Annotated in this window: 22 protein-coding genes and 1 tRNA gene; 9 read left to right on the forward strand and 14 right to left on the reverse strand. The window is 53.3% G+C overall.

Translation table 11 applies throughout. The features are described 5' to 3' along the window. Positions 1–2 precede the first annotated feature (2 nt). The 4 genes from L5470_RS04595 to L5470_RS04610 form a co-directional block, all read right to left on the reverse strand. A complete protein-coding gene (locus L5470_RS04595) occupies positions 3–335 on the reverse strand; it encodes an STAS domain-containing protein (protein WP_499498450.1) in 333 nt (110 codons plus the stop codon). Between the two features lie 79 nt (positions 336–414). Further along, entirely contained in the window at positions 415–3258 is a 2844-nt protein-coding gene (gene polA, locus L5470_RS04600; RefSeq protein ID WP_499498452.1) for a DNA polymerase I, read from the reverse strand. 21 nt (positions 3259–3279) lie between these two features. Beyond that, positions 3280–3894, reverse strand: coding sequence for an HAS-barrel domain-containing protein (locus tag L5470_RS04605; RefSeq protein ID WP_099798317.1), 615 nt, complete (start codon positions 3892–3894; stop codon positions 3280–3282). A 3-nt stretch (positions 3895–3897) separates the two neighbouring features. Beyond that, positions 3898–4107, reverse strand: a complete 210-nt coding sequence (locus tag L5470_RS04610; RefSeq protein ID WP_099798318.1) for an NAD(P)H dehydrogenase subunit NdhS — start codon at positions 4105–4107, stop codon at positions 3898–3900. 203 nt (positions 4108–4310) lie between these two features. Between L5470_RS04610 and L5470_RS04615 the strand changes: the two genes are divergently transcribed. Then, entirely contained in the window at positions 4311–5153 is an 843-nt protein-coding gene (locus tag L5470_RS04615) for a prephenate/arogenate dehydrogenase (protein WP_499498455.1), read from the forward strand. On the opposite strand, the gene L5470_RS04620 is transcribed toward L5470_RS04615, so the two are convergent. From L5470_RS04620 to L5470_RS04640, 5 genes are all read right to left on the reverse strand, one after another. Then, the gene (locus L5470_RS04620) at positions 5150–5641 is read right to left on the reverse strand and encodes a phosphate-starvation-inducible PsiE family protein (RefSeq protein ID WP_448527589.1); all 492 of its coding nucleotides are present in this window, start codon (positions 5639–5641) and stop codon (positions 5150–5152) included. The genes L5470_RS04615 and L5470_RS04620 overlap by 4 nt on opposite strands. 2 nt (positions 5642–5643) lie before the next feature. Next, positions 5644–6408 carry an MBL fold metallo-hydrolase gene (locus L5470_RS04625; protein WP_499498457.1) on the reverse strand — a complete coding sequence of 255 codons (765 nt, stop codon included), beginning with the start codon at positions 6406–6408 and terminating at the stop codon, positions 5644–5646. Positions 6409–6417: 9 nt separating this feature from the next. After that, positions 6418–7875 carry a protein kinase domain-containing protein gene (locus L5470_RS04630; protein WP_499498459.1) on the reverse strand — a complete coding sequence of 486 codons (1458 nt, stop codon included), beginning with the start codon at positions 7873–7875 and terminating at the stop codon, positions 6418–6420. Between the two features lie 25 nt (positions 7876–7900). Continuing rightward, the gene (locus L5470_RS04635) at positions 7901–8908 is read right to left on the reverse strand and encodes a 2-hydroxyacid dehydrogenase (RefSeq protein WP_499498583.1); all 1008 of its coding nucleotides are present in this window, start codon (positions 8906–8908) and stop codon (positions 7901–7903) included. A gap of 102 nt (positions 8909–9010) precedes the next feature. Next, positions 9011–9097, reverse strand: a tRNA-Ser gene (locus L5470_RS04640). A 151-nt stretch (positions 9098–9248) separates the two neighbouring features. On the opposite strand from L5470_RS04640, the gene L5470_RS04645 reads away from it, so the two are divergent. The 7 genes from L5470_RS04645 (at position 9249) to L5470_RS04675 (ending at position 15795) form a co-directional block, all read left to right on the forward strand. Continuing rightward, positions 9249–10061 (forward strand): carbon-nitrogen hydrolase family protein, encoded by an 813-nt coding sequence (locus tag L5470_RS04645; RefSeq protein ID WP_499498461.1) that lies wholly within the window; start codon positions 9249–9251, stop codon positions 10059–10061. A gap of 659 nt (positions 10062–10720) precedes the next feature. Then, positions 10721–11635: an ornithine carbamoyltransferase gene (gene argF / locus L5470_RS04650; RefSeq protein ID WP_499498463.1), complete on the forward strand. Its 915-nt coding sequence runs from the start codon at positions 10721–10723 to the stop codon at positions 11633–11635. A 4-nt stretch (positions 11636–11639) separates the two neighbouring features. Beyond that, positions 11640–12503: an ABC transporter permease gene (locus tag L5470_RS04655; protein WP_198406145.1), complete on the forward strand. Its 864-nt coding sequence runs from the start codon at positions 11640–11642 to the stop codon at positions 12501–12503. 2 nt (positions 12504–12505) lie between these two features. Continuing rightward, positions 12506–13057 carry a bifunctional adenosylcobinamide kinase/adenosylcobinamide-phosphate guanylyltransferase gene (gene cobU, locus L5470_RS04660; RefSeq protein WP_099798327.1) on the forward strand — a complete coding sequence of 184 codons (552 nt, stop codon included), beginning with the start codon at positions 12506–12508 and terminating at the stop codon, positions 13055–13057. A 59-nt stretch (positions 13058–13116) separates the two neighbouring features. Next, positions 13117–14907: a translational GTPase TypA gene (typA, locus tag L5470_RS04665; RefSeq protein ID WP_499498466.1), complete on the forward strand. Its 1791-nt coding sequence runs from the start codon at positions 13117–13119 to the stop codon at positions 14905–14907. Next, a complete protein-coding gene (locus L5470_RS04670) occupies positions 14907–15191 on the forward strand; it encodes a DUF3593 domain-containing protein (RefSeq protein ID WP_099798329.1) in 285 nt (94 codons plus the stop codon). Before typA ends, L5470_RS04670 begins: the two co-directional genes overlap by 1 nt. 211 nt (positions 15192–15402) lie before the next feature. Further along, positions 15403–15795, forward strand: a complete 393-nt coding sequence (locus L5470_RS04675) for a Fur family transcriptional regulator (protein WP_099798330.1) — start codon at positions 15403–15405, stop codon at positions 15793–15795. A gap of 21 nt (positions 15796–15816) precedes the next feature. Here the strand turns inward: L5470_RS04675 and argS are convergent, their stop codons facing one another. From argS to L5470_RS04690, 3 genes are read right to left on the reverse strand one after another with little or no spacing between them, the layout of a single operon-like run. After that, complete coding sequence (gene argS / locus L5470_RS04680) at positions 15817–17571, reverse strand: arginine--tRNA ligase (protein ID WP_499498469.1); 1755 nt, start codon at positions 17569–17571, stop codon at positions 15817–15819. Next, entirely contained in the window at positions 17571–17732 is a 162-nt protein-coding gene (locus L5470_RS04685; protein ID WP_099798331.1) for a hypothetical protein, read from the reverse strand. The genes argS and L5470_RS04685 overlap by 1 nt, the downstream gene beginning before the upstream one ends. Before the next feature lie 19 nt (positions 17733–17751). Beyond that, the gene (locus L5470_RS04690) at positions 17752–17841 is read right to left on the reverse strand and encodes a cytochrome b6-f complex subunit PetN (RefSeq protein ID WP_099798332.1); all 90 of its coding nucleotides are present in this window, start codon (positions 17839–17841) and stop codon (positions 17752–17754) included. Between the two features lie 771 nt (positions 17842–18612). On the opposite strand from L5470_RS04690, the gene L5470_RS04695 reads away from it, so the two are divergent. Further along, the gene (locus L5470_RS04695; protein ID WP_499498470.1) at positions 18613–18972 is read left to right on the forward strand and encodes a hypothetical protein; all 360 of its coding nucleotides are present in this window, start codon (positions 18613–18615) and stop codon (positions 18970–18972) included. A 114-nt stretch (positions 18973–19086) separates the two neighbouring features. Here L5470_RS04695 and cysK read toward each other — a convergent pair whose 3' ends face one another. Further along, positions 19087–20052 (reverse strand): cysteine synthase A, encoded by a 966-nt coding sequence (cysK, locus tag L5470_RS04700; RefSeq protein ID WP_499498471.1) that lies wholly within the window; start codon positions 20050–20052, stop codon positions 19087–19089. Positions 20053–20070: 18 nt separating this feature from the next. Then, the gene (locus L5470_RS04705) at positions 20071–20508 is read right to left on the reverse strand and encodes an RrF2 family transcriptional regulator (RefSeq protein ID WP_499498473.1); all 438 of its coding nucleotides are present in this window, start codon (positions 20506–20508) and stop codon (positions 20071–20073) included. Positions 20509–20561 lie beyond the last annotated feature (53 nt).

Genomic DNA, 20561 nt, shown 5'->3' on the forward strand with positions numbered 1-20561 from the left:
CATCAGCCGCCCTCGTACTGAGGGCGAATGCGGGTATTAAACTCCTCCTCATCTTTGAGAATGTGAAATACCTTATCCATGCTGGTCAGTTCAAAGAGCATCATCATCTGCTTAGGAACACCACAGAGGTAAAGCTGCCCCCCTGCTGCTCGCAAGGTTTTCAGGGCAACCACAAGGGCACCCAAGCCAGAGCTATCAATAAACGTAACATTGCTACAGTCAAGCAGGAGGACTTGAACCCCTGCCTGCGCCTGCTCACTCACAGTTTGTCGGAATTCCTGCGCTTGAGAGCCACCCAAAATACCCGAGAGCTTGATAACATCAACAGTACTCATTGTAATTTTCCGTAGGAGACTAGGATTCTTCGCTAGTATAGTGGAGATTCCCGGTGATTTTGCAGTCTAGGAGGATTCCCTATTTGGCCTCCAGCCAGTTTGCTGCGGCGTAGATGTCCACCTGGAGAGGTACACTCAGGGGAACCACGGTTGTCATGATTTGCGGAATTTGCACCTGTAGCTGCTCCCAAGCCCTTGGCGGCATTTCCAGCACCAATTCGTCGTGAACTTGCAGGAGTAACTGTGCCTGTTGGCTCTTGAGCAGGGGCGCCAGTTTAACCATGGCACACTTAATAATGTCGGCACTGGAGCCTTGAATGGGGGCATTGGCAGCAGCTCGCAGCAATCCCCGCTCATAGGTCGTCATGTTTAGTTGACTGATGTCAAGGGTGGCTATTTCCTCTGGCGAGGTGCCGCGCAACTGCTGGAGTTCCTGACTCTCGAACTGAAAATAGCGGCGACGGCCTAGGATGGTTTCTACATAGCCTTGGCTGAGCGCCAGCCGCTCCATCTGCCGCAGATAGCCAAAGACACCGGGATAGCGTTCATAAAAGCGCTGGATGAACGCCTTAGCATCCGCCACACTCACCCCCGCTTCGCGGGCAAAGCGCTGGGCACCCATACCGTAGATGATGCCAAAGTTAATAATTTTGCCGAGGCGGCGATCGTTGTCGGTAATCTCCGTCTTTTCTAGCAAAAACTGAGCGGTTAAGCGGTGCACATCCTCTCCCCGCTGATAGGCACCCACGAGTTCTGGCTCTTGGCTGAGGTGGGCAAGGATCCGCAACTCAATCTGTGAATAGTCCGCCGCCACCATCAGGTTCCCCGGCTCTGGCACAAAGGCTTTGCGAATTTGGCGACTAAACTCGGTGCGGATGGGAATATTTTGTAGGTTAGGATTGGAGGAGGAGAGGCGACCCGTGGCCGTGACGGCTTGGTTAAAGTCTGTGTGCACCCGGCCAGTGTCTGGTCGCACTAGGGTGGGTAAGACATCGACATAGGTGGATTTCAGTTTCGCTAAGGTGCGGTACGCCAACACCAGATCAATGATTGGATGATCGCCTTGCAGCTTGTCTAGGGTGGCCGCATCGGTGGAGTATCCCAGTTTAGTTTTATGGGTCTTTTTGGTGTCTAACCCTAGGGTGCCAAACAGTAGCTCACTTAACTGCTTAGGGGAGGCCAAGTTAAAGGGTGTCCCTGCCAGCTCCCATGCTTGCTGCTGAATGGTATTCAGTTGCGCGTCAATGTCCTGGGAGAGATGCCGTAGGTAGTCGCTGTCAATGCGGATCCCTGTGGCTTCCATCTCCGCTAAGATCGGCTCTAGGGGGAGCTCCACCTCTAGCAGTAGTTGCCGTAGGCGCGGGGTGAGATCCGCCTCTAGTTTATCTTTGAGCAAGTAGGTGGCGTACACATCCAAGCCACAGTACTGAGCCACTGCCGCTGGACTCAGATCCGCAAGGGTCCGATCTTTACCCACTAGCGATCGATAGCGTTGGGATTGAATGGGTAGGTAGCGCTGGCAAATGTCCTTGAGGTTATGGCTGGCTTCAGGATTGAGAACGTAGCTGGCTAGCATGGTATCAAAGACAACGCCTTGGAGCTGAATCCCTTGGAAGCGCAGCACCAGACGATCGAATTTGGCATTTTGCAACACCTTTGGGTAGCGATCGCTCTCCAGAATTGGCCTGAGCGCCTCTAGGGTCTCGGCCAAGGGGAGGTTCGTACCCGCTTTGTGGCCTAAGGGCAAGTAGGCCACCTGATCCGCAGCGGCACCCCAGCAGCAGCCAATCCCCACTAGCGTTGCATCGCGCGGACTCAGGCCGGTGGTTTCCGTATCCCACGCTACCGGATGTGCGGTATCCGTGCAGGCTTCGAGGGTGTTGATCAGGGCGCTTAACTGTTCGGGGGTCTCGATTAACTGTACCTGCAAAGGGGCAGGGGTCTCCTCGGCACTGAAAAACCATGTTTGCTCAGGCTCGTCAGGCGCTAGTTCCATCTCGGTAAGGGTGCCCCCCAAGCGCAGGTGCAAGTCTTGCAATTGCATCCGCAGAGCGCGAAACTCCAAGCGGTTTAAGAGGTAATCCAAGGCAGGCCAGTCAAAGGGGCTGAGGCGGAGGTGGTTGAGGTCTAAGGTGAGTGGCACATCAAGGACAATTTGCGCCAACGTTTGGGAGTGCCGTGCGTCTGCCTCGCCTGTGGTTAACTTGGCCTTTAGGCTGGCGGGTTTAATCTCGCTGAGGTGCGCATAGATAGCCTCTAGGGTTGGATACTGGCTCAGGAGTTGCACGGCAGTTTTGGGGCCAATTCCCTTAATGCCGGGAATGCGGTCGGAGGTATCCCCACAGAGGGCTTTGTAGTCCACAATTTGCTCCGGCCAGACCCCCATTTTCTGCTGCACTTTAACAGCATCAAACAGCTCGGGGCGTGCTTTACTGCCTTGGTGCGTACTGAGGTACATGACCTGCACGAGGCCATCGCGATCTATCAGTTGAAAGAGGTCGCGATCGCCACTGACAATGGTGACTCGCCACCCCTGCTGCCGCAACCGATGCGCCACCGTACCAATGACATCATCCGCTTCATACCCCGTACAGGTGAGGAGGGGAAGACGCAGTGCCCTCAGTAGAGCCTGCAGGTTCTCAACATCAACAATAAACTCTTCGGGGGTTTCGGCACGGCCTGCCTTGTAATTTTCATCCACCCCATGGCGAAAGGTGGGTTCTGCCAAGTCAAAGGCGATCGCCACGTGCTCGGAGGGCTGCTGCTCGAGAATCTCTAGCAGGGTCTTCAAGAAGCCAAAACAGACACTGGTGGGGATGCCTGTGGAGGTGCGCAAGCCACCATCGCGACCTTTACTAAAGGCATAGTAGGCACGAAAGGCAAGGGAGTGACCGTCAATGAGTAAGAGGGTTGGTGCAGACATTGTGTTTGCGCAGTGTATCCCCTAAAGATACACCTGTTCGAGAATCCCCCGCAGGCGATCGTAGTCATCCTTGAGGAGCCGACTCAACAGTTGCGCCGCCTGTACCAGCCATGGGCGATCGCCCCCCCGTAACTGGTAAAGGTGCCGCAGAGTAGCGGCAATGAGGGCATCCCCTGGGCCATAGTTAAGGGTGAGCAGGGTGCGCAAAAACGTTAACTGTTCGCTAAACGCAAGCACTACACTTGGGTCACAGGTATAGACCTGTTGGTGCATTTGCGGTGGCTGTGGCGGCAAGTGAGGATAGCTACGCGCGTGCTCCTGAAAACCCACAATACCGATGGTGACCTCCGTTTTTAGCATGGCAAAAATGTGGGGCTGCTCTTGGCGGAGTTGCTCTAAGGATAGCCCTAGGGCGGTGGCACGATGAATGGTGTCAATGGGAGCCGTCACGGCGTAGGCCACCACGCCGTAAATGTGGCGATCGCCCTCCGGAATCCAGACCCAACTGCCCAGAGCGGGGACTTGTGCAAAATCGAGCGTGGGTGGTTGATAGCACTGGGCAATAACGTGATCCGTTGCTGTTTGCACCACCTCGGCAAAGGGAGCCAGTGTTGGGGTGGGCGATCGCCGTGGCATGGGCTACTTTTTCCCTTTTTGCACCGTCACAGGTGTTAACTCTGCTAAGCGAAAGGTCACTAACTTATCCCAGTTCCCCCCCTCAAAAAGCACGGCAGCTTTGCCATCGGTGACCCGCTGGACAATGCCTTGGAACTGGTAGTAGGTATCGTTAGGATTGGTGACTTGCACCGTCATCCCCGGCAAAATGGTTAGCACTGTATCCACTGGCATAGGAAACCTCGTAACCTTGATGTGCTTTTATTATTACCAAAAAAGCGGTCGGGGTAATGCTCGCTCTCTTTGCTTTATCTGCATAGGGATGGTGATGGTGGCAGCGCGCCGCAACCGTGAATAAACGTGAATAAAGTGCTGCTGTTCCTGAGAACAGCAACAAATGTCACGATAGTAGGGGCAACAACAGTAGCGGGTGATCTATGCTGCGGATTGGCATTGTGGGTCTGGGTTTAATTGGCGGTTCCCTTGGTCTAGATTTACGTGCCAAGGGGCACTACGTTGTTGGGGTCAGTCGGCGGGCTGAGACCTATGAGCGGGCGATCGCCAAAGGTGCTGTTGACTGGGGCAGTACGGACCCTGCCGTCCTCAGCGCCCTTGATCTGGTGTTTTTGTGCCCTCCCATTGGTAGTATCCTCAGCGTTGCCTTAGAGATTGTGCCCCACCTCAGCCACGATACGGTGCTCACGGATGTGGGGTCAGTCAAGGAGAGTATTGTGCCTGCCCTAGAAAAGCTGTGGCCTCGTTACGTGGGGGGGCATCCCATGGCGGGAACAGCAGCAGCAGGGATCGAGGCCGCGCAGTCACAGTTGTTTGCCAATGCTCCCTACGTTCTCACCCCAACCCTGCATACTGATGGTGAGGCGATTGATTGCGTTGCCCAAGTGATTAATGATCTTGGGGCAAAACTCCTCTACACCACCCCCGCAGATCACGATCGCGCCGTAGCTTGGATCTCCCATTTACCCGTGATGGTGAGTGCGGCGCTGCTGTTGGCCAATGCCCAAGAAGTCAACGAACCCATCCGTACCCTCTCACAGCGGCTGGCTAGCTCTGGCTTTCGCGATACTAGCCGGGTTGGGGGGGGCAACCCTGAGTTGGGGCGGATGATGGCCGAGTATAACCGTGCCGCCCTACGCCACTGCATTATCCACTACCGTGCTACCCTTGATCATTTGCTGCAGCAAATTGAGCAGGAAGACTGGGCGGGGTTGGAGGCCAACCTTGCCGTTGCCCAAGCGTACCGGCAACAAATTTATCCCTAAGGGCGCCGCCGATAGTTGAGCCGCCGCACAATCCAGTAACTTGCGGAGAGCGCCAAAATGGCGATCGCCAACCCCAGCAGCTTGGCCACCGTTTCTGGCTGGTCAATGTCCAGAATAATAATTTTCCGGGCGATGGCAATGAGGGAGGTTACAATCACCAGCTCAACAATCTGGGAGGAGACATGGGTTTTCAGGTAGGCCGTAATATTTTCGAGAATTTCTAGGGCAACCAATACATTGAGAAACAATCCGAAAATCTTGACCAACTGCAGGTTAAACTGACCCAAGGGCGGCGTGAGCAAGTCAATGGTTAGAATTCGCCCTAGGTCAACAATGGCAACAACGACGACCAGCAACATGCCAATGGCCAGCACCCGGGTGGCTATCCCCTCAATTTGGCTGAGGAACTGGAGGAACCGTTGATTGTCTTGTAGAAAAATTAGAACTTGCTGCCAAAAAAGAATCAAAGGCTGAAGCCAACGCCGCATAACTATGCCTCAACAACCGGGGACGTGATTTCAAGGGGGCTGTAGGCCACTGGTTCAATGAGTTGAGTGCGTAGGCCAGCGCGCTCAAATTGCTGTTGCAGATCCTGCAGGCTGCCGGCCACCGACAGCAACGACGGCAAGATGCCGCGCAGGGTTAGCGATCCGTTTGCCGCAGTGCTGATCATCTGCTGGGGACGCAGCCATTGGGCTAACTCAAGGGCAGTCTCGCCACCGTTGAGAATAGTCCCCAGTAGGGGGAGGCGTACACTCAGCAAGGGCGTAATAACCACATCAACCGTTCCATAGCTTTTTAACCAAGGGTCGTGACAACCATGAGGCTCATAATACAAGGTGCGATCGCCCCAGTAGAATAGGTAGCCGTTTTCCTGCTGTAGCGGGCCAATCGTGGCACCTTTGGTTGCCTGAATGGTCAAATCTCGCCAGCAGTAGGTATCGTGGGGCGCAAGGGCAATCACCGTTTCAAAGCCTAATCCTTGGGCAATTTTGGCGGCACTGGCTGAGCCAATGACTGGAATCCGGCGATCGCACTGGCGCAGCGTTGGCACATGGCAGTGATCCGGCAACCCCTGAGACAGCACAATCAACTCAACTCCCGCAGGCATTTCACAGGGAAGAGTCCGCTCTGCCGCAAACAGCCATGGCGTAGAGCCAAAGGTAAGCCGCCCCACCAACCAAGGATCCACTAAGACACGAGTGTGCCCCAACTGCCATAGCCATGTATTGCTCTCTAGCCACGTAAGCTGCACGATCATCTCCTAAGCAAACCGCGAAACAATGCTATAAACCAGTAAAAACACATTCCCCAGAACCACGCAGACCAACCCCACCAAAAGGCACACCAGCAGTGCCGGCAATGCCCCTATCCCCCCCTGCAACAGCGGCACAAAGTACACCGCCGCCGCCGTAATCCCACCAATGATTAACTGCTCCCAATGCTCGACAATCCGCCGATACTGCAAAAACACCAACAGGGCAAACAGTGCCCCAATGCATCCTGCACCCACCGATAGGGGGAACCCCCATGCCGTCATCATGCTGTAGAACATTAGCCCGATTGCCGTGATTTCAAACCCAGTAAACCCAGCAGCCATCAGAATCTTCAGCGCTGGTAAGGGAGGGCGGGGCGATCGCCGCTGGACGGGTTTAGGGCGAGGTGTCAGGGTGGGTGGGTTCACAGGGGCAGCTGGCGCGGTTGGCGGAGCCGCAGCAGGCGCAGGGGTTGGGGGAATGGGCGTCCTCAGAGCGGCTTCTACCTCCTTCGCCGATGCATAGCGATCGCTAGGCGCCGCTTGTAGCATCCGATCCAGCACAGCTTTTAACTGGGGACTGACCTGGGCAAAGGGCTGCCAATTCCAGCAATTTTTATAGGCATCAAAGAGTTGATCGGGGGCTTTACCCGTTAGCAAAACAATGCAGGTGACCGCCAAAGCGTACAGATCCGAACTGGGGAAAACCTGTTCGCCCCGCGATTGTTCCGGCGGAGCGTAATGGGGAGTATAAATGCCAGTGCTGCGGGGAGCAGGGGTTGACTGCGACACCTGCTTCACAGCCCCAAAATCCAACAGGTAAAGACGCCCTTGACCGGGGAACTTTGTTTTGCTGGGGTGCTGACGCATAATGTTCGAGAGCTTAATATCCCGGTGAATCGAGCCACGCTCGTGGACGTACTGCAACACCGGTAGTAGCTCCCGCAGCACTTGCCGCACCTGTTCCTCACTAAAGCGTCCCTGCTGCAATAACTCGTCTTCGAGGGTTTCGCCATCAATAAACTCTTGAACAAGGTAAAAATATTGCTCAACCCCTGACCCATCGTGCTTGGGCACCTCTTCTTCAAAAAATGCCAGTAAGTCTGGAATTTGAGCGTGCTGACCCAACTCTTCCAGCACCGTGGCCTCGCGCTCAAAGAGTTCCTGCGCCTTTACCAACTGTTGCGGATCAGACACATTGGGCAGCAGCTGCTTAATAACGCACTGCCGCCAACCTGGCGTATCTAAATCCCGCGCCAGATAAGCCGCCCCAAAGCCACCACGTCCGAGCACCCGCTCCGCAACGTAGCGTCCCCGTAAAATCAAGGGCATCCCACAGGCCGTGCAAAATTTTTGATTAATTCTGCTGCGTCGCTGGCTGGGCTGATCTAATTCAGGCACATTATTTTGTGGACGGGGACAATGGGGACGGGTACAGTGAACCAGCATGATAGGGTACTCAGTCAAGGCATGGGACAGCGTCTTGAGTTCATCATAAGTCTGGGTTGTACGTTACCTCGTGGATCAGGGGCAACCGCTGCTCAAAATGACTCAGATTTTCAAGGGTTGTGGCAGCAATATCCTCAAGAGCATTGCGGGTAAAAAAGGCTTGGTGTGCCGTAATCACCACGTTAGGGAAGGACTGCAATAGTTGAAACGTGTCGTCTTGAATGATGGTGTCCGATAGATCTTGGAAAAAGAGGGAGTCTTCTTCTTCGTAAACATCAATGCCAACGTAGCCAATCTGCCCCGATTTGATGCCTTCAATGACAGCTTTGGTGTCCACCAGTTTGCCCCGACTGGTATTAATTAACATGACACCGCGCTTCATCTGGGCAATGGTGTCGTGGTTGATCAGGTGCTGGTTGGTGTCAGTCAGGGGACAATGTAGGGTAATAATATCCGCTTCGCTGAGTAAGGTATCAAGGGAGGTATAGGTGGCGATCGCGGCCAACGCTTCGTTGGGGTAAGGATCGTAACAGTAGAGGCGACACCCAAAACCAGCCATGATCTGCCCTACAACGCGACCAATTTTACCCGTGCCAATAATGCCCACCGTACAGCCGTGGAGATCAAACCCCATCAGACCATCCAAGGCAAAATTGTCATCTCGAACGCGGTTGTAGGCTCGGTGCAGCTTACGGTTAAGCATTAAGATTAGCCCGACCGTATGCTCTGCCACCGAATAGGGAGAATAGTTACTCACCCGGGTAACAGTAATCCCCAAGTCTGCTGCTGCTCGCAAGTCCACATTATTAAACCCATTGCAGCGCAAGGTCACTAGCCGTACCCCCAAGGCCGCCAGTTGTTGCAGTGTTGCCGCACCAACATCGTCATTGACAAATACACAGACGGCCTCGTTGCCTTGAGCCAGTGAAGCCGTTTGCGGAGTTAAGAGGACATCGTAGTAGCTAAAGCTGTGGGGTTGATGTTGAGCTACATTGGCTGCGTCCAAAAATTGGCGATCGTAGGACTTGGCACTAAACACCGCCACCTTCATTGCCTGTGCCTCCGACACTAGAAACCATCTTTAGCTTAATTGGCCAACTCAGTCTCTGGTTTTTTAGCCATAACAATTGTGTCAGCAGCTACGCTGAGGTAACGGAGAGAGAGGGATTCGAACCCTCGGTGACATCACTGCCACACTCGATTTCAAGTCGAGCGCATTCGACCACTCTGCCATCTCTCCATGGGGCAATGTGACTATCCCAAGCTCTATATTGTAGCTCCAAACAAGGGTGCGTAATCTTAAAAAAGTCTTGATAGAACGGATTGAGGCTTGCTCTGGGCTTGTTTCAGCCTATACAATGAGAGGCTACTATTTTTTTAATAATTAGGGAATGAAGCCGTATCTTGCTGCCGCCATTCAAATGACCAGCCAGCCCAATCTAAGCGCGAACCTCGCTCAGGCAGAAGAGCTGATTGAGCTTGCGGTACGGCGCGGTGCAGAACTTGTGGGCTTACCAGAAAATTTCTCTTTTCTTGGCGATGATGCTGAAAAAGTGGCCCAAGCGGCTACTATTGCCGAGCGCAGCGAAGCGTTTCTCAAGCGTATGGCACAACGCTTTCAAATTATGCTGTTGGGTGGTGGCTTTCCGGTGCCTGCCGACAATGGCAAAGTGTATAACACAGCGGTGTTAGTGGGTCGCAATGGTGAGGAGTTAGCGCGTTACCACAAAGTTCACCTGTTTGATGTTGATTTACCGGATGGCAATATCTACCATGAGTCGGGCACTGTTCTAGCAGGACATCAGTTACCTCCCGTCTATCCCAGCAAAGAACTGGGCAATATCGGCCTATCGGTTTGCTATGACGTGCGGTTTCCAGAGTTGTATCGCGCCTTGTCTCAAGCAGGGGCAACCATTCTCTTTGTCCCAGCAGCATTTACAGCGTTTACGGGGAAGGATCACTGGCAGGTACTGTTACAGGCACGAGCCATTKAGAACACCTGCTATGTCATTGCACCAGCACAAACCGGAATTCACTATGCGCGGCGGCAAACCCATGGCCATGCGCTCATTGTGGATCCATGGGGCACGATTCTAGCGGATGCTGGCGATCGCCCGGGAGTGGCCGTTGCAGCCATTGAACCGAGCCGTTTAGAGCAAGTGCGGCAACAGATGCCCTGTTTACAGCACCGTGTTTTTTTCTAAGGGTTTACCGAAGTTGTTACCAAGGTGCGCCAATGAGAGTAAAGCCTGACCAAAAGCGCGTTGCTGAGTATTAAGTATGACTTTCGGGTGTAAACTACTCCCAGCTAAAGCAGGGAGTTTTTAGTAGCCCTGCAGTTAGCAAGCCAACCGCGAGCCTCTGGGGTGGTTTACAACACCCCCAATCGACCGTTACCAGTGCCTTGAACAACCGTTTCTGGTGTCCGCAGTACAATTATAACCTAAAACAACTGAAGTTGCTAAAGGAGCTTTCCTCCCCGCACTGAAGTACGGGGCTTCCAGCCCTACCCGATGTGAGTCTTTTGCCGCCCTCACCCTAGCCCTCTCCCAACGGAGAGGGAATAGGACTCTTAGCTCCCTTTTCCCCAAGGAGACGGGTTGGGGATGAGGGAATTCATAGCCGCATTCAGCAACACCCCCAAAAGTATGGAGCCTTAAAGTCACGCTGGCGCAACAGATCCATAATTGATGGGGCGTTTGTCAACAAATTGGCGTTGCTCTCATCCCCATACTCCGTTGCACTGCGTATGGGGTCTTCCCGTAAAGTTTGGTAAATTCTGGATCGCAAAGAACTGGACGAAAACGGTGGGGAATCCGCTAAGCTACAAGCTACTTGACTATCTTAACTGGTGGAAACAGCTATGGAATCATTGCGGGGGCGAGACCTACTCAGCATTGCTGACCTGTCCCAAGAGGAAGCGCAGTATGTGCTAGCGTTGGCGGCACAGATGAAGATTGGTGAGGTTGCCCCGCATTGTCCGGCAGTGTTGGGGTTACTGTTTCAAAAGGCCTCAACGCGGACGCGCGTTAGCTTTACGGTGGCGATGTACCAACTGGGAGGGCAAGTGATTGATCTTAACCCCCAATCTACCCAAGTCGGGCGCGGTGAGCCGCTCGCTGACACGGCGCGGGTGTTGGATCGCTACCTCGATGCCTTGGCCATTCGCACCTACGGTCAAGCTGAATTACAATTGTTTGCTGACTATGCCCGCATCCCTGTCATTAATGCCCTTACTGATCGGGAGCATCCGTGCCAAGTGTTGGCGGATTTACTCACCCTACAGGAATCCTTTGGCGGCTTAGGGGGCTTAACCCTTTGCTACATTGGTGATGGCAATAATGTGGCACATTCGCTGTTGCTAGGTTGTGCGTTGATGGGGGTGAATGTACGGGTTGCTTCCCCTGCTGAATTTCAGCCACTCCCAGACATTGTTGAGCAGGCGCGCTCATTGAGTCGCGGTGCAACGGAAGTCACCGTTACCACAGATCCCTACAGTGCAGCTAAGGGTGCCCATGCGCTTTATACCGATGTCTGGGCCAGTATGGGTCAGGAAGCAGAAGCGATCGCTCGCCAACCCATCTTTCAGCCCTACCAGATCAACGATCAGCTACTAGCGGTAGCAGATTCCCAGGCGATCGTCCTTCATTGTCTGCCGGCTCATCGGGAAGAARAAATTACCGCCAGTGTCTTGGAAGGCCCCCAGTCGCGGGTGTGGGAGCAAGCGGAAAACCGCCTCCATGCCCAAAAAGCCCTACTTGCGAGTGTGTTGGGATAGTACCATGACCCTTGTGCCGATACGCCGCCCTTGGTTCCCCACCCAACTATCGGATCAACTACTGTGGATCGGCGGCTTGATTTGTGGCATCTTTGTGTTCGTTGCCTTTACTGCGCCTTTAGGGCAAGCCTTGGGCTGGATCCCCAACCCCCAAGACTTTCTGGACTTTCCGATTCATGCGCCCCCGTCCGCGCAGCACTGGTTTGGCACCAATCGCCAAGGCTATGATGTCTTTTCCCGCACCCTCTTTGGCACTCAAGCCGCCTTACAGGTCGTGGTGGTAGCCACACTCTTTAGTCTGATCCTTGGTGTGCCCCTCGGATTGCTCAGTGGCTATTGCGGCGGTTGGTTGGATCGCGCCTTGCTCTTTTTCATGGATACAGTCTATACCTTACCCGGATTGCTATTGGCGGTTACCGTTGCCTTTGTGGTTGGCAAGGGGGTGGTGAATGCCGCGGTTGCTCTGAGTGTTGCTTATATTCCCCAGTACTATCGGGTGGTGCGTAACCACACCGTCAGCCTCAAAAATGAAGTGTTTATTGAAGCAGCGCGCGCGATGGGAGCCTCTACACCACGAATTTTGCGACGGTACTTGTTGATCAATGTCTTGCCAAGTATTCCGGTGCTTTTTACCCTGAATGCCGCAGATGCGATCTTAACCCTAGCTGGATTAGGGTTTTTAGGCTTAGGGTTGCCGCCGGAGGTGCCAGAGTGGGGACAGGATCTGCGCCAAGCCTTGGATGGCCTGTCGGTGGGAGTTTGGTGGACGACCCTCTTTCCAGGGCTAGCCATGACCACCCTTGTGGTGGGGCTATCGCTGCTTGGGGAAGGCTTGGGGGAGCGCTTAGATCCACGGCGACTGCGGTAACCATGGCCGGCCATATCCTTGTTAGTGGACCAAGCCGCTCCGGTAAAAGTGCATGGGCAGAGTTCCTTGCGGCGGAGTCTGGTGCCCCTGTGATTTATATTGCGACGGCGATCGCCGCCAGTGGCGATCCAGAATGGTGCGCACGGATTGCCCAACACCAAGCCCGTCGCCCTCCCCACTGGCAGCTTTGGGAATGCCCGGTGACCTTGGTCAATAGTGTGCAGCAACTCCCCCCTGATCACTGTGGTCTAGTGGATTCTCTGGGCACATGGGTGGCCAATACACTGGAGCAACAGGAGACCCAATGGCAAGCCACGGTGCAACACTTATTGGCGGCGGTTGCTGCCTGCCAAGCCACCTTAATTCTTGTGGCTGAGGAAACCGGTTGGGGCGTTGTGCCCCCCTATGCCAGCGGTCGCCACTTTCGAGACCGCCTCGGTGAGTTGTGCCAGCAGTTGCGCCCGCTGATGACGGAGGTCTATCTGGTGACCACGGGGTTTGCTTTGCCCCTCCACCAATTAGGTATCCCGCTGCCTATTACCAGATTGAGCTAAGATTGTAACGGTTTGTCACACTCCTCGACGTTGTATTACAAAATCTGCGGGAATAGTCTATGAGTCTGCCCATTCGCAATGTTGCCATTATTGCCCACGTTGACCATGGCAAAACCACCTTGGTCGATGCCCTCCTACGGCAGTCCGGTACGTTTCGTGAGGGCGAGGATATTCCCGATTGCGTCATGGATTCCAACGATCTTGAGCGGGAACGCGGTATCACCATTTTGGCGAAAAATACCGCTGTGCGCTACAAGGAGTTAACCATCAATATCGTCGATACTCCCGGGCACGCCGACTTTGGCGGTGAAGTGGAGCGGGTACTGGGGATGGTGGAAGGCTGTCTGCTGATTGTGGATGCCAATGAAGGGCCGATGCCCCAAACCCGCTTTGTGCTCAAAAAAGCCTTGGAAAAGGGGTTGCGCCCTATTGTGGTGGTCAACAAAATCGATCGCCCCCAAGCCGACCCCTATAAAGCCATCGATAAAGTACTGGATTTATTTATTGAACTGGGTGCCGACGACGATCAGTGCGAGTTTCCCTACCTCTTTGCATCGGGGCTAGCGGGCTACGCCAAAACTGATCTCGACGAGGACGGCAACGATATGCAGCCCCTTTTCGAGGCGATCGTCCGCCATATTCCACCCCCAGTGGGAAATCCCGATGCCCCCCTACAACTTCAGGTCACCACCCTTGACTACTCTGAGTACTTAGGGCGAATTGTCATTGGCAAAATCCATAACGGTACGGTGCAGGTGGGGCAGCAGGCCGCCTTAGTTAAGGATAATGGTCAAATTGTCAAGGCCAAAGTCACCAAGCTCCTCGGGTTTGAAGGCTTAACGCGAGTGGAATTGACCTCCGCCAGTGCGGGTAACATCGTGGCGATCGCCGGCTTTAGTGATGCCAATATTGGCGAAACAATTACCTGCCCCAACGAGCCGCAGGCATTGCCCCTCATCAAAGTCGATGAACCGACCCTACAAATGACCTTTGCGGTTAATGACTCCCCCTTTGCCGGTCAGGAAGGCACCTTTGTTACCTCCCGCCAACTGCGCGATCGCCTCTATCGGGAACTAGAAACCAACGTGGCACTACGGGTCGAAGAGACCGACTCTCCAGACCGCTTTGCCGTCTCTGGTCGCGGCGAATTGCACCTAGGTATTTTAATTGAAACCATGCGCCGTGAAGGCTACGAGTTCCAAGTCTCCCAGCCCCAAGTCATCTACCGGGAAGTAAATGGTCAGCCCTGCGAACCCTACGAATGCCTTGTGCTGGATGTCCCTGACGAAGCCGTCGGCGGTTGTATTGAGCGGCTTGGCCAACGGCGGGGTGAAATGCAGGATATGCAAGTGGGGGGCAATGGCCGCACTCAACTGGAATTTATCATTCCAGCCCGCGGGCTAGTGGGCTTCCGCGGTGAATTCATGCGCCTCACCCGTGGCGAAGGGATCATGAACCATAGCTTTTTAGACTACCGCCCTCTTGCTGGTGAGATTAGCGCCCGCCGCAATGGGGTCTTAATTGCCTTTGAAGAAGGCACCGCTACCTTCTATGCCCTCAAAAATGCAGAAGATCGCGGGGTCTTTTTCATTACCCCAGGTACCAAAGTGTACAAAGGGATGATTGTAGGTGAGCACAACCGCCCCCAAGACCTAGAAATTAACGTCTGTAAAGCCAAACAACTCACCAACTTCCGTTCCTCCACCGGTGATGAACTGGTACAACTGCAATCTCCGGTGGACATGAGCCTTGAGCGTGCCCTTGAGTACATTGGTGCCGACGAACTGGTGGAGGTCACCCCCCAATCGATTCGCCTGCGGAAGATGAGTAAAAAACTGGCACGGCGCTAATGCTGACCAATAGCTTCTTTGCTCTCTCGTTGTTGCCCTATCTGGGGTTTTTGTTTTTCCTCACCCGTAACCCCAGAACCCCCCGCTTGGCCTTAATTGGCTTTTATAGCACCTTGGTGTTTGTGGCAGTCACCATTCCCGCAGGCCTCTATGCCCAGCACGCCTACGGCACCTCCTTGGCCAATGTGGACACCCTACACGGGGGAGCAGAGGCTTTCTTGACCGTTGCAAATATCTTAGTTGCCCTAGGGTTTCGCCGCGCTGTTAAGGAAGCCTCCAAGTAGCCTATTGCTGGTGCGCTCCCGCAGCTCAAGATATGAGACGTAAACTACTCCCAGCTAAAGCAGGGAGCTTTTAGTAGCCCTGCAGTGAGGTAGGTGCTGATACCGTTAGGTCTGGGGTAGGCAAGAGGGTGCCTACGCTACAGGAGTGGCCAATCCCCCTAGTGGGGATGTCACTTTCCCCTACAATCGAAGGTGAGGTTTCATCAATGTTATGCCGCCGCGCCGTACTCGTAGTCAATCTATTGTCCTTGAAGCACTCAAAGCCAGTGGGCGATCGCTCTCGGCTCAGGAACTTTATCTTGAACTCCGCCAACGACAAACTCCCCTTGGGCTAGCAACGGTTTATCGTACTCTAGATGCCTTAAAGGTCAATGGTGTGGTGCAAGCGCGCCCCTTAGCTACGGGAGAGTTAGTTTATAACTTAGTACAGCAGGATCAACACTATCTTACTTGTCTGCACTGTGGCGTATCGGTGACGATTGATAGTTGTCCGGTTCAGCACCTTGAAGCCGAACTGCGCCAATCGCACAACTTTGAGATTTTTTACCATACCCTTGAATTCTTTGGGCTGTGCCAAAGTTGCCAACAAACTCTACTCAAGTAAACCGACCCTTGTAACATCGGGCTAAATTCGATCTAAGACACGAATACCCAACAACGAGAGGCCTAGCTTGAGGGTACTTGCGGTTAGATAGGCGAGGGCAAGGCGGGACTGCTTGAGGGGTTCAGGAGCCGTCAAAATAGGACAGCGATCGTAGAACTGGTTAAAACGCTGGCTCAGTTCAAATAAATATTGACACAATCGATTGGGCAATAATTCTGCCATAACCAGATCTAGGGTTTCCTCGAATTGCACCAAGTGTTTTGCCAGTGCCTGTTCACTATCCTCTTCAATATGGATTGGGACATTCTCAGAGAGCAGACCCCAGTCAATGTTGCCGCGCCGAGTTAGCCCTTGAACCCGGACGTAGGCATAGATTAGATAGGGGGCAGTATTCCCTTGCAGCGACAGCATCTTATCGTAGCTAAACACATAGTTGCTATTGCGGTTTTGGCTCAGGTCTGCGTATTTGACTGCACCAATGCCAATAACCTTAGCGACGGTGTTAATGAACTCTGGGGACTCTTGACGCTCTTCTGTGGCAAGGCGTTGCTCTAGGTCGCTGCGACTGCGGGCGATCGCCTCTGTGAGTAAATCAATCAGGCGAATGGTCTCTCCGGAGCGGGTCTTGAGGCGTTTACCGTCTTCCCCTAGCACAAGCCCAAAGGGAACATGGGTTAGGGTAACGTTAGGGGGAACCCAACCTGCCCGCTCAGCCACCTGAAAGAACTGCGCAAAATGGTTGCTTTGGCCAACATCGGTAACGTAAATAAGCCAGTCTGCTTGATCCTGCTGAATGCGGTAACGTAGGGCAGCAAGGTCGGTGGTGGCATAGTTGTAGCCGCCATCGGATTTTTGAATAATTAGCGGCTGGGGCTGCCCTTCTTTGTTGGTAAAGCCTTCGAGGAAGACGACTTTTGCCCCTTGGTCTTCGACTAAGAGTCCTTGGGCGGCTAAGTCTTCAATAACAGCAGGCAAGTAGGGATTGTAAAAGGACTCCCCTCGCTCTGTAATGTCAATATCGAGGAGGTCATAGATTTTCTGAAATTCCCGTCGCGATTGATTGCACAGGAGTTGCCAAGCGCGGCGACTGTGTTCGTCTCCTTGTTGGAGGGCAACGACCTGCTGCCGGGCGTTTTGCTGAAATTCAGGATCGGTGTCAAAGCGCTGCTTGGCCTGTTTATAGAAGGTGACTAAGTCTCCTAAATCCAAGGCATCGGCCTTGGTCAGGGCATCGGGATACACCTCATCTAGGTAGGCAATGAGCATCCCAAATTGAGTGCCCCAGTCACCAACGTGGTTCAGCCGCAGAACATCGTGCCCCTGAAACTCAAGGATACGCGCAATACAATCCCCAATGATGGTTGAGCGTAAATGCCCAACGTGCATTTCTTTGGCAATGTTGGGGCTGGAAAAATCCACCACGACCCGGCGGGGGTGCTGAGTTCGGGCAAWGCCAAGGCGATCGCTCCCCAAGGCAGCTTGGAGCGCTTGGGCTAAAAATTCAGGCTTGAGGCGAAAGTTAAGAAAACCAGCGCCTGCAATTTCAACGGGTTCACACAGATCATTAATGTCTAGAGCCGCCACAACTGCCGCCGCAAGGTCTCGGGGGGACTGTCCTACCTGTTTGGCTAAGGTGAGGCACACATTTGATTGATAGTCCCCAAACTTGGCTTGAGTGGCGGGTACCACTAGGGGCTGTGGGTAGTGGGGCAGATCCACAACCTTTTGGAGGGCACTTAGAAGGCGATCGCCCAACACCTGTAAGGGAGCGACCATTAACGCTTGCGCCCCCGCCGTTGTTCCTGCTGCTCTGCGCGGTAGCGGCGGCGATCGCGCCATTCAGCATAGGTGAGATAGCCAATACCGCCACTGACGACGATGAGCAAGAGCAACGCAATCAGAACAAAAACATCTGCTAGAGAGACTGAAAGATCCATACTCCCGGACTCTGATGGGCTACATGCCGTGGCGACCCCAAACCACAAAGGCAATGGAGAGGGTAAAAACGCTGAGAATGCCTATCCAACCCAAGCTAATAATATCCATTGGCTGATGTCCTACAAACCAGGTCAGCCCTTATTTTATCGCAGTTGTTCTCTATGGCACTAACGGCTCCCTAGGCATTTCTACCCTTCAGGGAGCAGGCCATAATTGTTCTGCTAGGCGTATCCCTGTGTTGCGCCTCTTCTTCCTAATAGGTTTAGCTTTTAACCTACAACCACTCCGTGAGAAGAATATCTTATATTGGATTTTAAGACTTATTTTTAGTCTATTTATAAGTCTATTTATCTTATGCAAGAATAAGTGCTTGTTCTCTCAGGGGCTTAGAATGGACAAATCGCTTTAGCATATGACCGCAAGATTGCGCGTTGTTGGGCAGATTTTCTGCACAAGCTATCGCGTAGGACAGTTGACGAAAACCAACTCATTTGTGTCGAAAATCTTAACGTTAAAGGCATGGTCAACAACCGTTGCCTAGCCAAGGCGATAATGCAGCTATCAACCTCAGAGATGAGGAACTACGCCTGTTCTATTGATGCGGCCTACGTCTATCAATGCGCCCAAGTGGCTAAGCAGGTATTTGAACGCCCTGTGGCTGAGGAGCCAACCTCAGTCTGAGCACTCATATGGATAAGAAATCCAAAATTTTTCAGCCAATTCCTTCACGTTTCAGGCACACACTCAATCTAAAAATCGACAATAGAAAATAAGGAATTCAAGGATCTCCAGATTCGTCAAGATTCATCAATCGTGGTTGATGGAGGAGTTATGCCTATGCAATACCGATGGAGTGTTTTCGGAGGGTTACTGCTAACCATGGCTGCTGCGTTACCTGCGGCTGCCGAGACCCTAGTTTCAGATAGTGGCCTAACCCGGATCTATGGCTACCAATTTTCCCACGTCCCTGGGGATGTGATTGAGTACACCACACAGGTTAATGGCCGTCGCCATAACGGTGTCATTACTGTAACCAATGTGAGCAACAGTTTGGTGAGGGGATGGTTTAGCGATCGCGATGAGGGGGGTAATTTTGGCTGTATCGGTGAGGTTAGTATCCAGTTTGTCCGCAATAATCGCTATATTTCGGTGTGGCGAATTGGCGGCAGACCTAGCCCCTACGTCACGTGCCCCCAAGCAGGAACCACGTCCCGGCTGAATATGACTGCCTACCCCTAGCGCTGGAGATGAGTCGCGAGAATGTTTGCTGGGCCCGCAATAGAGCAAAATTTTCAAACGCTCATCCCAAGAGGCTTTTTAGGTACTCAGCAAAAACGCTGGACTAAATTTGGCCTAATTCTGCAAATAGCTCGGCGTGAGTGGCAAGGCTTCTTGGAACAGCGGTGTGGTCAGGTAGCGCTCCCCAAAGCTGGGTTGCACCATCACAATCAGCTTGCCCTCGTTTTCTGGGCGTTTGCCCACGTGGATGGCTGCACACAACGCCGCACCGCTAGAAATTCCTGAGAGCAGCCCCTCTTCGCGGGCAAGGCGACGACCAAAATGAATGGCCTGATCATCAGAGACGGTGATGACCTCATCAATAAGCTCAAGTTTGAGGACAGGGGGAATAAAGCCGGCACCAATGCCTTGAATTTTATGGGGGCCAGGTTTACCGCCTGAGAGTACCGGACTATTGCTGGGTTCAACGGCGATCGCCTGAAAACTCGGCTTCTTTGCCTTAATCACCTCCGCAACCCCGGTAATGGTGCCGCCTGTCCCTACCCCACTAATGAGAATATCGACCTGCCCGTCAGTGTCTTCCCAAATTTCTAAGGCAGTCGTTTCGCGGTGAATTTTGGGATTGGCAGGATTTTTGAATTGCTGCAGCATAAAGGCATCCTCAAGGGAGGCAACAATTTCCTCGGCACGGCGAATCGCGCCACTCATCCCTTCTGTACCGGGGGTGAGATCTAGCTCTGCACCGTAGGCTCGTAGCATTGCACGGCGCTCAGCACTCATGGTTTCCGGCATGGTTAAAATTAAGCGATAGCCCTTGGCGGCAGCCACCATGGCCAAGGCAATTCCAGTATTACCAGAGGTTGGCTCCACTAAAACGGTTTTACCGGCAGTAATTAACCCCGCTGCCTCTGCCTCGGCAATCATACTCAAGCCAATGCGATCCTTCACGGAAGCTGCAGGGTTCATGCTTTCCAGTTTGACCACAATCTGTGCCACACAACCTTCCGCCGCAGGAATCCGATTTAAGCGCACTAAAGGAGTGCGGCCAATCAATGCAGTAATATTGGGGGCAATGTTCATCCTTAAGTGCTCCTAAACTTAGATGTAGTACATGACATCAACGTGTTGATAGGCACGGCGGCGATCGCACAGGTCTTGGAGGGTGTGCGTTGCCAGAATGGCATTGGCAGCATTGCAGGCCTCTAGCCACACCGAACGGATGAGGTTACGGGCAAGATCATCCTTGTCTGGACGCTTTTCCGCCAGTTTAGAATCAATCCCCTCAATACAGTTGAGTACCTCTAAAATTGAGATTTGCCATGGCGGTTTAGCCAGTAAATARCCCCCCCTTGCCCCGCGTTGGCTACGAACTAATCCTTTACGCCGTAGGGTGGCCATCAGTTGTTCAAGATAGCGATCGGGAATCATGTGCAGGGCAGCAATTTGGCGGATTTGTAATGGCTCTCCTTGATCGTAAGCCGCCAACATTTCTAGTAAGGCAAGGAGTGCATACTCACTTTTGGCAGACAGTTCCACAGGAAAGTTGGACTCGCACGACACAATCAAGAGCAGTGTTGCCTAGTGGCTAG

Source organism: Synechococcus sp. PCC 6717 (assembly GCF_022698185.1).
Taxonomy (GTDB): domain Bacteria; phylum Cyanobacteriota; class Cyanobacteriia; order Thermosynechococcales; family Thermosynechococcaceae; genus Thermosynechococcus; species Thermosynechococcus lividus.